The organism is Rhizobium phaseoli (genome assembly GCF_010668805.1).
Classification (GTDB): domain Bacteria; phylum Pseudomonadota; class Alphaproteobacteria; order Rhizobiales; family Rhizobiaceae; genus Rhizobium; species Rhizobium phaseoli_A.
On record NZ_WUFT01000009.1, the window covers coordinates 254,490 to 266,820 of the forward strand.

At 57.1% G+C, this 12,331-nt stretch carries 10 protein-coding genes and 4 pseudogenes; 6 read left to right on the forward strand and 8 right to left on the reverse strand.

What is annotated here, in order from left to right; genetic code table 11:
- Positions 1–196: 196 nt before the first annotated feature.
- Positions 197–403: pseudogene (locus tag GR197_RS32755) on the reverse strand (IS110 family transposase); the annotation flags it as partial.
- Between the two features lie 634 nt (positions 404–1,037).
- On the reverse strand, positions 1,038–1,463 hold the full coding sequence (locus GR197_RS16340) for an ACT domain-containing protein (RefSeq protein WP_003551151.1): 426 nt from the start codon (positions 1,461–1,463) through the stop codon (positions 1,038–1,040).
- A 115-nt stretch (positions 1,464–1,578) separates the two neighbouring features.
- On the opposite strand from GR197_RS16340, the pseudogene GR197_RS16345 reads away from it, so the two are divergent.
- Positions 1,579–1,958, forward strand: a pseudogene (locus GR197_RS16345) (IS5 family transposase); the annotation flags it as partial.
- Between the two features lie 535 nt (positions 1,959–2,493).
- On the opposite strand, the gene GR197_RS16350 reads toward GR197_RS16345, so the two are convergent.
- Positions 2,494–3,204: a hypothetical protein gene (locus GR197_RS16350; RefSeq protein ID WP_020486867.1), complete on the reverse strand. Its 711-nt coding sequence runs from the start codon at positions 3,202–3,204 to the stop codon at positions 2,494–2,496.
- On the opposite strand from GR197_RS16350, the gene GR197_RS16355 reads away from it, so the two are divergent.
- Positions 3,149–3,346 carry a hypothetical protein gene (locus GR197_RS16355; RefSeq protein ID WP_164010883.1) on the forward strand — a complete coding sequence of 66 codons (198 nt, stop codon included), beginning with the start codon at positions 3,149–3,151 and terminating at the stop codon, positions 3,344–3,346. The two genes, GR197_RS16350 and GR197_RS16355, sit on opposite strands and share 56 nt — an antisense overlap.
- Positions 3,347–3,636: 290 nt before the next feature.
- Here GR197_RS16355 and GR197_RS16360 read toward each other — a convergent pair whose 3' ends face one another.
- The gene (locus GR197_RS16360; RefSeq protein ID WP_017991543.1) at positions 3,637–3,939 is read right to left on the reverse strand and encodes a hypothetical protein; all 303 of its coding nucleotides are present in this window, start codon (positions 3,937–3,939) and stop codon (positions 3,637–3,639) included.
- Positions 3,940–4,145: 206 nt separating this feature from the next.
- Here GR197_RS16360 and GR197_RS32865 point away from each other — a divergent pair.
- Positions 4,146–4,380, forward strand: a pseudogene (locus GR197_RS32865) (hypothetical protein); the annotation flags it as partial.
- Between the two features lie 587 nt (positions 4,381–4,967).
- Positions 4,968–5,201, forward strand: coding sequence for a helix-turn-helix domain-containing protein (locus GR197_RS16365; protein WP_131604703.1), 234 nt, complete (start codon positions 4,968–4,970; stop codon positions 5,199–5,201).
- A gap of 248 nt (positions 5,202–5,449) precedes the next feature.
- On the opposite strand, the pseudogene GR197_RS16370 reads toward GR197_RS16365, so the two are convergent.
- Both GR197_RS16370 and GR197_RS16375 read right to left on the reverse strand, forming a co-directional pair.
- A pseudogene (locus GR197_RS16370) lies at positions 5,450–6,502 on the reverse strand (IS21 family transposase); the annotation flags it as partial.
- A gap of 206 nt (positions 6,503–6,708) precedes the next feature.
- A complete protein-coding gene (locus tag GR197_RS16375; RefSeq protein WP_003551739.1) occupies positions 6,709–7,074 on the reverse strand; it encodes a hypothetical protein in 366 nt (121 codons plus the stop codon).
- 1,368 nt (positions 7,075–8,442) lie between these two features.
- Here GR197_RS16375 and GR197_RS16380 point away from each other — a divergent pair.
- Complete coding sequence (locus GR197_RS16380) at positions 8,443–9,105, forward strand: transcriptional regulator (protein ID WP_017991538.1); 663 nt, start codon at positions 8,443–8,445, stop codon at positions 9,103–9,105.
- Between the two features lie 132 nt (positions 9,106–9,237).
- A complete protein-coding gene (locus tag GR197_RS16385; protein ID WP_164011323.1) occupies positions 9,238–9,786 on the forward strand; it encodes a hypothetical protein in 549 nt (182 codons plus the stop codon).
- A gap of 235 nt (positions 9,787–10,021) precedes the next feature.
- Here the strand turns inward: GR197_RS16385 and rpoN are convergent, their stop codons facing one another.
- A complete protein-coding gene (rpoN, locus tag GR197_RS16390; RefSeq protein ID WP_131711141.1) occupies positions 10,022–11,581 on the reverse strand; it encodes an RNA polymerase factor sigma-54 in 1,560 nt (519 codons plus the stop codon).
- Positions 11,582–11,916: 335 nt separating this feature from the next.
- Positions 11,917–12,240: a ferredoxin III, nif-specific gene (gene fdxB, locus GR197_RS16395; protein WP_164011325.1), complete on the reverse strand. Its 324-nt coding sequence runs from the start codon at positions 12,238–12,240 to the stop codon at positions 11,917–11,919.
- Positions 12,241–12,331 lie beyond the last annotated feature (91 nt).

The window sequence follows — 12,331 nt, forward strand, 5'->3', positions numbered from 1 at the left end:
GCATGGAGAGTTGCGACTGGCATCTTTGAGAATTACGCTGAGCGTATGAGTTCCCTAGCCCCACGAGAACATGTTCCTTGCGCAGCGCTAACGGTCCTCTGGCTTTTCTAGGTCATCGTTCCGTCGCTTCGAGGTGCCCCTCTTCTTTGGCGCGAGGAACGTCATCTCGAGGGAATTGGGCGGCTCGGCGACGATAAGACATCGCACGAACTCTGCAATCACGGGAGAGGGCCAAATACGTCCTTACGAAACCCGTGGGACCAGCCTCATAGCAGAAGTGAAGCTTGGAACCGCGCTTGGAAAGCTTGTTGACCATTGAGGCCACCCAGGTCGGCTCCGAGGAGATGTCGCCCAAAAACCGCACTTCGCCGTTGCGGGATCCGTCGGCAATGGCCACCGAAATCTTTCACTTCGACGTATCCAAGCCAATGAAAATTACGCTATCGTCTGTCATGGTTCGCCCTCGCTAAGCTTGGGGCAAGGCTCCGGCCTATCCAGAGCACCCCCCGAAATCAGCTTACCGCGGGGGCGGGCCACTTTCTCCCCACGAACATGCGGTCTAAGGCGCCGGAGCGTCGCGGCGCGAAACTAGGATCATCATGTGGCGAAGGCAATGGTGATTGCGATGGGCCGTATATCATCGGCTGAGGCGCCGCGAGCAACTGGCTGTGAGATCGTGGTAGGCATAGACATGGCGTAGCCTCTGATGCCCCCCTTGTCAGTTCATGCGCACTCGCCGGCCAATGTGCGACAATCCGAAGCGTACATTTGATCGCACAGCTTTAAATCACCCGTATTCCAAAGATCGTGGATTGCCCGAACCAGGCCGATGTTATCTACTGGCGTCCTCCCTATAACAACTTCGATGTGCTGTCGGTGTCAGGCGAGTGCGCACAGCTTTTAGCGAAAACAATGATCGCGCACATAGCGTCGGTCTTCGGGCCTTCTCGGCGAGGAACGCCCCGGTCTGCTCGTGCTGCCCCTTGCCCGCGAAATTATTGCTGCCTCGCCGGTTATGTGCGGGGACTAACTGTTCGTCAATATTTGCGCGTCGCCCGTGCAGACTCGGCTTGCAATGCTGCCAGCAGATGCAATGCTCGGTCAGCTAAGCCCGTCGGCACAAAAATGTGATCGTGGTGATATGCTGCCACCATGTTGCACGGAATGCCAGCGTCTGCGAGACAGGCAGCGACGCCCGCCGTAAGGCCGACGCCGTCGAGCGCAGAATTCACGTTGAGGGTGATCTGGCGCATCGCAAGCGAAGTTTCGAACCCCGCTTCGTGGGCTTCTCCTTTCTCAAGGACCACTGCCAAGCCTTCCCTTTCTTGGAATGTCGCAATCGGATTCAGATCGTGAACTTTGCTCCCATCATTAGGTATCGAGCAGAACACATACTCGCCGTCTATGAGCGAGGGCGTCATGTTCGACAGCATTTCGAACTTGTCTCGCAAAACAGTAGTCATTTTTGGCGGCCTCCGTTGTCTATCATCAGGTGTCTTAGAGCCTGACCGAAAAAGAGTTGAGTGAAACCAGGCCGTTGTGATTCTGTTTGTTTGCTTAGGACGAACGGAGACCACAATGGGCTGGACTGATTTCACCCGTCGGCAATATGCCCGACGGGCAATGCGGTATGCAAGCGATCTGACGGACCGGGAATGGGATTGATCTCGCCTTGCCTGCCTGAACCGAGGCGGCTGGGCAGGCCGCGCAGTACCGATCTTCGCGAGGTCGTGAATGCGTTGCTTTACATCGCCGCGACTGGGTGCCAATGGCGGATGCTGCCCAGGGATTTTCCGCCTTTTACAACTGTGCAGTCATACTTCTACGAATGGCGAGCGACAGGGCTGTGGGGTCGGATCAATCATCGTCTTGTAATGGCGACGCGTGAACTGGAAGGCCGGGAAGCCTCCCCGTCTGCGGGCGTGATCGACAGTCAAAGCGTAAAAACCACGGGATCACGCCTTCGGCAGTGTCGTAGCGCATAAGGGCGCTTGAGGAAAAGGTTGGCGCGGTCTTGATCATCCGACGCCATCAGTGCCGGCCCACCCCAATTGGAGAGCGTCACGCTGAGGAAGTGGGTCTACTCTTATGTTCGTTTTCAAGCTCTTTGGTCATGATTTTTCCTTTCCGACTTTGATGACGAAAGCACATGCATGAACTGATGAACAAAGGAGGAGACAGAGCATTTAGACGACGGATGGCATATCCACGCGGCATCGGACTGGCCTACCGCCTCGATGGTTCGCCGCGTGCCGAGTCGCTCTGATCAAGTCCGCACAGGGTGTTGTGCGAGCGAGGATCGGACACGTTCTGCAGCCTGTGGAGTTGGAAGCCAAAGGTTAAGAGCGGGCGACCGGACCGTTGCGGTCGCTGTCGAAGATCCGCGTAACGCGGTGAGGGCAGATCGCTGTCCATTCAGCGACGAATGCTGTGGAAGGATTCGGGCACTAGCCACGATGGCGACGGCGCCGCCTATACCGAGTTACCGAAGCGCTATTGAGAAAGCAGGCGCGGAACTGGAAAGTCTAGTACTTTGTCCGTGTAGCTTTCGACCAAGGCGCTAAACGGCGTGCCGTCCTGAAGTTTCAGTACAGCACGATGTTCGAGCAGGAACGGCGGCAGGCTAAGGGAACTTGTTTGATGCGCTATTAAGCCCTCCATGTCCCAGCCTTCGGATAGAGGGGACCAGAGCAACTTGGCAGACAGGTTTGTGCGAGTGAAATTAAGAGCCTGAACGGCTCTGCCAAACGCGATGTCGCTGGTCTTCAACGTCTGATTCACCTCTGCAGTTAATTTTGCGGGTACATACCAATTGTCGGCTTCCGACAAGACGCGGTCGCCGCAGACCAGGCGGACGCGGCGATAAGCGATCAGCTCACCGGGTCCGACGGTCAGAAGTTCACGGATGTGCTCATCGGCCGGCTTGTCTTGCCCGCCCACACGCTGCGCTACAATCTTGGAACCTTCCGGTGCAAGCTTGTGCGCGGCGCACCAGCGATCAAGGGTCAACGTAGCACTGGCGTTACTCAGGAGATTGGCATTCAAGGTCTGAAGGACCGCAAGCGCTTCCACTCGAGATGTCGGCGAGTTCAGCCACTGAGACCCTATAGACGGTTCTTGCGCAATTGCGATCTGGGTGCCCAGCACGATGGCAGTCGCTGCAAGTGCGGCGATGCGAATGCGTTTCGAAGAACAAAATGACACGGAGAACGAAATCCTTTCTGCAGTAAATTTGATGGGCGAACCCTGCGCGTCAAGTTTCGTTGATTTTGGTGGCGACCGCGCGTTGTCAGCGTATTTGATACCGGCCGCAAGATTTGAACTGCGCCTTGCGGGTACCGTTTAACGGTCGGGTTCCCGATAGACTTTCTTACCATCTTCCGATGTTCCTGCCGTGCTGGTTCACACCTGTTGAAGCCTGTGTGCCCGGGCCGTCCTTTGCTTGCGTCGCATCAAGGTCGTTCATGATATCCTCCATCCGCTCGCCGACCTGTTGTTGGAGTTTGCAAGCGTTGGCCACCGAGCCGGCGCTTCCACCCTGTAATATGGAAACCCGATAGACGTGGATTTCAAATGAGGAACATGGCGGCCGGTCCGAATCTTCCTCATCATATATCGTAACTCTCGCTTAACGGTTCAGCGCCTTTGTCGCCCCTCCCTCGTTGCGGAATGTTCATATAGCTGGAGCGGATAAAATAGCTCGCAACCGACAGCAAAATCGAGGAGCAATTGTTGGAAAAAGGTCTTCTTCGGCGACGCAGAGCCCTCCTTCCGGTCGAGTGACAATTGTAGACCAGGCAGCGACACGCCGTCGATGGTTGCCAGCCGCAGATGCGAATAGCCAAGACGCTTGGCTGATGTCTTTTGGTGATCCATGTCGTCGTGCTCCTTGTGCAAGCCTCCCGACGATGACGTCGCCGGCAAGATTTCAGGATTCATCGGAAAGAATTTTCCTGTTGCACTATCGTAACTCATCATAACAGGACACTTTACGAAAACGACGAACAACGCAACAGATGTGTGGGATATATGTTAAAGTATATCTCTTCCAATTTGTCAGCTCTTACTTTCCGCTTCGAAAACGCGTAAGTTGGGGAATACGTTGTAATATATGTTACTATATACATCGCGCTTCATATCTTGGCGGCCGGATGAAATGGCAGATCTCTAACGGGTACGGCAAACGCTCGCTGGTCGAAACGGCACGATACAAGTCCATCCTCGGGCGGCGTCTGCGGGCGAGGTCGCGGCCCGGTCAGCAGACGAAGGCGTCATCAACTGCGCCGTTCTCAACCCATGCTTGACTGCGCACGCCCAAATCCGTGGGCCGCAAGGCACCACGGTATGATCAGCCGTTTCAAAAGACCGGCAAGGATATGAGCAAGGTCGTCGTGGGCGGCGTCGACGCCACGCAGGACGCGGAGTTTGCTCGCATCCTGTGTGGCGTTGGAAGATCCACAACCTCCAAGGTGCCAAGACTATGAACGACCCCTGAGCTCAGGCCGCGCTTGATCCCGATGCGCCGTTCTTCGGCGATCTCTTCAAGACGACGGCCGATCAACAGCGCCCGGCAGGTTTCGCACACGCTCTGGCCAAACCTGCCGGCCATGAGCGTATCACGCCGAGGCAATTCTCGAATGTTTGTCCATCGCTCGCCGCTTGGAAATGATCAGTACACCACTTCCCACGAGCCCCCTTCCGGGGCGAACGCTCCTGCCAGATCGGAAGCTGCTTGTGGGCCTTCGTGAGTGTGCGCCGCAGCTGTGAGCTTGGGTTACCTCTCGTCCGCTGCCATGCAAGGGTGGTTGTCCGCCCTGGTCGCGTCAGACCTGTACTCCGCTGCACAAACTGATAGAAAGAGCGCCCGCGGAGATCGAAGAAACTGTCCGTTGCCGGACGCGGTCGGCAGCGGTGGAACTAGAAAACGGATGCACGTTTTCCGGCCGCCAAAAGGAGCCCTAAACGACATGAACATGGTCCCGAAGATTGCGAAATCCCCAGCTGCCCCGTCCGTTGGCGCTCTGCTTGCAGAAGCTCGCCTGGCTCGCGGCTATTCGCTGGACGACGTCGCAGAAACCACTGGTTTGACTGTGGCCGAGGTGACAGCTCTAGAGAACGACGCGGATTTCGACGCGTCGAGGATCCGAAGGACCGCATCCGCTCTAAGGATTCTAGAAAAGATATGCGATGCGCCGCGCTGACATCGTTGAACAGCTTCTTCCACCGCTGCAACTCTTGAAGGAAGATGGGTGCAGAAACTCACGGGTCGCGCTTCAACGGGATGCTGTTCTAACTCCGGCGCAGTTTTTAAAACTTCTTGGGCCACGGACGGCAACCACAAAAGTCTCCATGGAAAGACGATCACCGATTGGGGTGGGGAGAAAACATGGGAACCGAACAGCTGTTACGATTGATCGTCCAGTAAGCTTCTTGAAGGACTCGCTCAATAGGAATGAATGACGTGACGATAGTTGACGACTTGATCGTGCTTGCCACTCGCATGGGGGCGGCCTCGGGGTAGTGTCAGCAGATGCGTGCCGCCGATGAAGACGTCGAGGCGATCGTCGAACAGACACACCGCAGCCGGTGGCCGATCAGGCGGGAAGGCACGGTGTAGAAGAGCTTGCGCAACGCGAAGCCGCCGGTGCTCGATACGGTGACGATGACCTCTTCGAAGTCGGTGGTACGACGATCGGCAAGAGCTTGCAGATGCGTGCGCTTGGCATCGATGCGCTTGCCATGTGCGGCATTGCGACGGCTGACGATCTCATCGATGAAGGCGCGATAGGATCCGAGGTCGCCAAAGTCCCTGTTCCGCGCATCAGCAGAGCATCGCGGATGCATTCTTGAGATGGCCGTGGGAACTTTCGATCGAGCCGTTCTCGTGCGCGACGCCCTTGTTGTTGCGCGTCGGTATCATGCGGCAATGAGCGCACAGTTCGTCGTAGCGCTGCGTCAGATCGACCTTGGCGTCGGCATCGAGGTTGCGGAAGGCGGCCGAACCGACCGCAGGGCGTTCTGCAACCCCTCGGCCAGAGCGACGAAGCTCTCTCCACCCAGGACGACATGGGCATGCTCGAAGCCCGACCAGACCAGCCGGAAGTGATAAAGCAGATGATCGAGCGATTGGCCGGCGATCGTCACGCCGAGGCTGCCCATGTCGGTAAAATCCGACAGTCCTAACCGGGTTCGTGCATCTGACGGAAGATCACTTCCTGCTCCTGACCGTGAACAGCCCGCCATGATCGAATACGACGCTCAATCGTACGGCGAACACCTTCTGACAACTCTGGATGAGGCCGCAGCATCTCGTTGTAAACGGCGACTGCTCGGATGCCGGGCGCGGCCTTGAGAAGCGGAACAATCTCGGCGTCGAAGATGTGCTCAAGGGGATCGGGGCGACGCCGGTCGCGCGGCGGCTTGGTCTGCGATGGGAGACGCTGTGTTGTCGGTACTTCATAAAAAGCCTCGTCTGATGATCGGTTAAATGGCGACCCGGCACAAAGTTGATTCTCCATTCTCAGAAAATCACCGACGCTACGGGGCCCAACCGCGATCATGAGACGCCGAAAAATTGCACCGCGGCGGGGGTGTAACTCCGGTCGGGCTACGCCCTCCCTTCGTCACACCCCCGCCGCCGAGTCTCATCCTGATTGACGCTGAGTCTCAACTTGTTTGTCGCAGCGCAGCCTGCTGCGCGCTAGACTGTCATGGAAGCGTTCCTGTCAAATTCCAGACCGTCCCGCTGTCCATGCTCTGACGGAGCACCGAGATGGTGCCGTTGGCCGCTCCCCTTTGATTGGCGGGATCCGTCGTCTGTTGCACGGAATTGAAGATCATTGCAGCAGCGACCGTACGTCCACCCATCTGGACTTGGATGTTCGCATCACCCGCCGCGGTTCGTCCCTGTATGTCGACACGGGCAACGCCCACGGTATGCAGTGTGCCAGCCCCACGTCCCAGATCGGCGAAAGTGATTTGTGCAATGGCAGCGCTACAGTCATTCCGCTGCTCATGGTTCGGGGTAACTCCTCCCCGAATTGCGTTGTTGGTGTTCGTCTTGGTCAACGGCATGATGAACTCCTTCGTGCTTCCTGATGATGTATGACGGCAACGAAACACTTAGGTTCTGTTTTGGACATCTTTAATCTCCAGATCGCCTCGAGCTCAGAAAGCCTTGGCCGTGCGTGAAGCATGATACGTCTTCGGCGCCGCTCCGACATCGACATCCTCGTCGCGGATGCCGGCGAGCACGTCCACCCCCTTTTGGGACTTGCCGACATTCTCGGCGAGTTGCCAGTTCCGCCACTTCCCGCCATAGTTTGTGTCCCTTCATGTGTTCAGCCCAATGAGGTTATCCCGCAACGCGGATGCCGCGGCCGTTCCGCTGCCTCGCAATAGCTCTCAAGATTCGTGCCAACCAGGATGATACAGCCGACGAACAATAAATTGCTGCTATTTCAACTTCCTAGCGGAAAATACGTGATTGGGCGAAGACGAATGCGTTTCGCGAAGCCGACAAAGGTGACGACAATGTCGTAAGTTGGACGTGGAGAATCTCGGTTAATCGGGCCGTCCGGGACTGCGACTTACGGTCCGTGCAGAAGAAATTGAGCGGAGATCGCATTGTCTTGAATTTCTAGGGGGAGGCCGATTGCTGATTTTTGTTGCAAAGCAGGAGCATCTGACGCGGCAACCACCGGCGTGCTTCCCCAGCTTTTCTTTCAAAGATCACCCGCAAGTACCCGGATTTCCGCAAGCGGCTCGGCCGGTCGATACCGCCCGAATAAATCGCGCTCGGCGTCTGAGGATCAGTACGCCTGCGGATCATCGTCTGATAAATGCGCCGCGGCGTAACTCCATTCATCACATCTCTGCACGCCGTGCCACACCCTGACTGACGCTGAGGGTCACCCGTTCATCGTCGACAACGTTGGCTCCCACAAAAGCGACAGGCTAATCAATTGGTCAAAGAAAAAAAGCGCCCGGCTCCTCGTCTTGCCCGCCATTCGCCCGACCTCAATCCAATCGAAATTGGTTTTCCAAGTTCAAGGGTCTTGCTGCAACGAGTAGCCCGAATTTTTGAATCCATCACCTAAGACCTCGGTGGGGTCGTCAGCCTCTTCTCGATGCAATCGCTCGCCATGTGGGTCGTAGAGAGTTGTGCACTTCGTGCGACGAGTGCCGGGGCCGGCGAAAACGCGAAGTAGTCACAAGAATCAGTCACAGTGAGCGGCGTCAACGGAACTAAATCCGACGGCTGCGATTCGATCGTTTTGTCACGGTTGCGTCCATAAGTGGTTTTCTGCGATTGGAGCCGCGTGTGAGCCGAATACTTAAAAAGGATAGACCGAATGGACGGCAGTCGTTATCTGAAAGGCTTGTTGCGATGGCTGAAGACGTCGCTGAAAAATTACCACAGACACCAGAGGCTTCTTTAAAGTGAAAAAAGTGCAGCGCAGCTTTGCCGTGGAGTTCAAATCAGGTCGGCGAAAACTGAATTCCAAACCGAACTCGATTTGGGGAGACACCGATCTCAAGTCCGTTGCTCAAGATCTGCAGGACGAGGCAATGCCATTTATGTCACTAGCTCCTCACGCAAAAAGTAGCGAGATGCTTGTATCCGGAGAAGAACAGGCCGGGCCGTTATTGACACTGCCGATTGAGCAGGAGAAAAATGCATCGGCTTTACAGGAGACCATAATGGCCGACGAAAACGATACGATGACCAATGCTAACACGCCGGCCGCCGCGGCGCCCGATGTACCGAAGAAGGTGCGCAAACCTCGCGCCAAGAAGGTGGTCCCTGCAACGGCCCCAGTCACCGTTTCGGCGGAACCGGCAGTTGCTTCGGGTGCCGCAGTTGGAAAACAAAAAAGAGGACGTAAGGCAAAGCCTGACGAAGGTACGCCGAGTGCCAAGCGCGCGCCTGTCAAACGTGCTCCGAAGGCTGTGTCGACAGCGGCGGCACCGTCGGTGGCGGCAGTTGATGAGATCGCGGATCTTCTGCAGCTCGAAGAGGAAAACCAGAGACTGCGCAAGCTGCTGGCGGAAAAGCTCCGCGCTGAAAATGCCGATCTGCGAAAGCGACTGAACCTCGGTTGATCGGCAGCAGACGGTCACGCGCTGGCCGCACTCTCATGCTTATTGAAGTGAATATTTTGGCGGCGGATCCTTCTGCCGCCGACGTTTTTTGCTCGCAGTTTGCATACGCAGTAGAATTCGAGGTCGAATAAAATGGCGTCTCCATGGAAACTTCTTGCTGGGCTGGTGTCACGGCGACGCCAGCAGAAGCAAGAACGCGGCTCGACCGATGATGTGAAGCCGGACGTATCATCCATCGCCGAGCTGACTGAAGCGCCGGCCGACAATCGGTTGAGCGCCGTGGATCGTGCGGCCAACGAAAAGCCCTTCATTCACGAAGAACGCGAGGCGGTGTCAGTGGACCCGCATCATGCCGAGGAAGCGGTAAGCATTGTTGACGATACCGCAGATGTCGAAAGCGCCAGGCCCCTGGAAGCGGCTGACCCGGCTTTGTCCAATGAGGCCGATACAGCCGCGCATGCAGAACCAAAAGTCTTTCGAGTTGGCGAAGGTCAAACGCGAAAGCGCATGCGGGGCAAGAAACCGGAAACTATTGCAGTCGTTGTCCCACCCGCTCCCACCGCTTTCGGCGATGCAATCAATCTCGACGAAGAAATCAGGCTTCTCCGGTACCAGTTGGCACGCAAGCTTCAAATGCAAAATGCACAATTGAAGAGGATGCTGGAACGTTTCGAACGCTGAACCTGTCATAAACCCATGCTCCGGACCTTGGGCATGAGCGGCGTGTCAAACGCATTTCCTAGCTTGGCCACAAACGCACTTGGAGGGAAAGCCCAAAGGGGCTTTTATCGCGGTTCAGCGGCGCCTCGTCCTCGGTCAGACATTGGTTTTTTCTAAAGTATGGAACATTTGCGTAGCCGAACACGGAGAACGACGCATTGCGGCAGCAGCAGCTCCCGCGATCTTGGCAAGGGACTCAGAAGCCTGCGAGCTTGGCGAGCGCCCGCTTCTCGCGGCGGCGCTGGACCGAAGAGGCGATGTTCATTGCCTCCCTGTATTTCGCAACCGTGCGGCGGGCGAGATCAACGCCGCCCTTCTTCAGCATGTCGACGATATCGTCGTCGGAAAGCACCGCCTCCGGGCTCTCCTGCAGGATCAGCGCACGGATCTTGTGACGCACGGCCTCGGCCGAATGACTGTCGCCGCCCGCGACCGCGCTGATCGAGACAGTGAAGAAATATTTGAGTTCGAAGAGGCCGCGCGGCGTCAGCATATATTTGTTCGACGTGACGCGGCTGACGGTGGATTCATGCATCTTGATCGCCTCGGCGACCGTTTTCAGGTTCAGCGGGCGCAGATAGTCGACGCCATGCAGCAGGAAGGCGTCCTGCTGGCGGACGATTTCACTTGCCACCTTCATGATGGTTTTTGCCCGCTGGTCGAGGCTGCGCGTCAGCCAGTTGGCGCTCTGCAGGCAATCGGAGAGGAAGGCGTGGTCCTCGCCGTTCTTCGTCACACGGGAAAAATAGGACTGGTTGACCAGCACGCGCGGCAGCGTATCCGGATTGAGCTCGACCAGCCAGCCGCCGTCCGAGGCGGGCCTGACGACTACATCCGGCGTGATTGCTTCGGAAACACCCGCTTCGAAGCCGCTGCCGGGCTTGGGATTGAGCTGACGGATCTCGCCGAGCATGTCGAGAAGATCTTCCTCGTCGACGCCGCAGAGCCGCTTCAGCGTGGCAAAATCGCGCCGGGCCAGCAGTTCGAGGTTTTCGACCAGAGCCTGCATGGCCGGGTCGTATCGGTCCTTCTGCCTGAGCTGGATTGCCAGGCATTCGGCGAGGCTGCGGGCAAAAACACCCGGCGGATCGAGGCTCTGGAGGGTGGCGAGCACCCGTTCGGCCTGTGCAAGGCTCGTGCCCAGCCTCTCGCCCGCCTCGACGATATCGGCCTGCAGATAACCGCAGTCGTCGAGCTGGTCGACGAAATTCTGCGCGATCAGCCGGTCGGCCATGTCAGGCAGGACGAAGGGGATCTGCTGGGCGAGATGATCACGCAGCGACACCTGGCCGGCGACGAAATCATCGAGATCGTAGTCGGCGCCCTCGCCGCTGCCCGGCATCGATTTCCACTGGCTGACGAGCTCCGGCGCATCGAGGCGCTGCGGGGCACCGTCATCAGGAAAGACATTGGTGTAATTGGCGTCGAGTTCGTCGTTCAGCCGGCTCGTGCTGGCGCTGCCGCCATTGTCATACCAGTCGCTGGAAAGCGCCTCGGTCCGGTTGTCGTAACCGTCATCCGACCCGGCATCCTCAGGCTGATGAGCATACTCTCCATCTTCGGCATCGCCGCGTTCGCCGCCCGCCTCGCCGTCATTCGACGGAAATTCGAGCAGCGGGTTCTTCTCCACTTCCTGGGCGATGAACTGGGTGAGTTCAAAATGCGTCATCTGCAGCAACTGGATGGATTGCATCAGTTGCGGTGTCATCCCCAGGGACTGGGTCTGGCGCAGGAAAAGATTGGCGGATTGTTTCACGATAAAGTTCCACTTAATTCGCGGGGCCATGCCTGATCTTCTCAAGTCGCGACAGTTGCTTTCGGCGACGCTGAGAAATCACCTCACTTTCGGAGAAGTAGGTCGCGGCTTGATGCACACTTCAGTGCCTCCTATCTCTGGTCGTCGGTTTTCGACGTGGTGTTTCCAGTAACCACTGCCTCCGAAGCAGATTGGATGCCCAGAAAGAGCTTCGCGTCGCATTTCCGGATTTACTTTCACGCAAAGCTGCCATGCTGCCTTCTCCGCGCGTTCGACCGATGCGATTGTCTCGCACTTTGTATGTCGCCGGCGCCTTTTACCGCTCGGAACGGAATTCAAGATTCGTGCACTGGACGATGATCGACGGCGATATGAGTCTGGCAGTTCTTGGGGCAGACGCGGGCGCACGCTCCGCAGCCGATACATCGGCCGGGATAATCAATGACCATGATCACGCGACTGAGCTCACCATTAAAGTCGTCTTCGCCATCGCAAACACCGAGCATGTCACCTGCCTCATCGATGCCGTGGGGATGCATGACCTCGCGTAAGCAAACCTTGAAGCAGCGACCGCAGCCGATGCACATCGCAGGGTAGATCGAATTCAGATATTCCGGCATCCATCGGGACCCGTCGCGAGTCACGGATGAGCTTGTCATAGATTCCTCCGATTTATCGTGTTCTGCCACTGACAAAGTGGCTGAGGAAGGCCCGCCAATTGTCAGACAAACGCGAGTTGGCAGCTGTCTA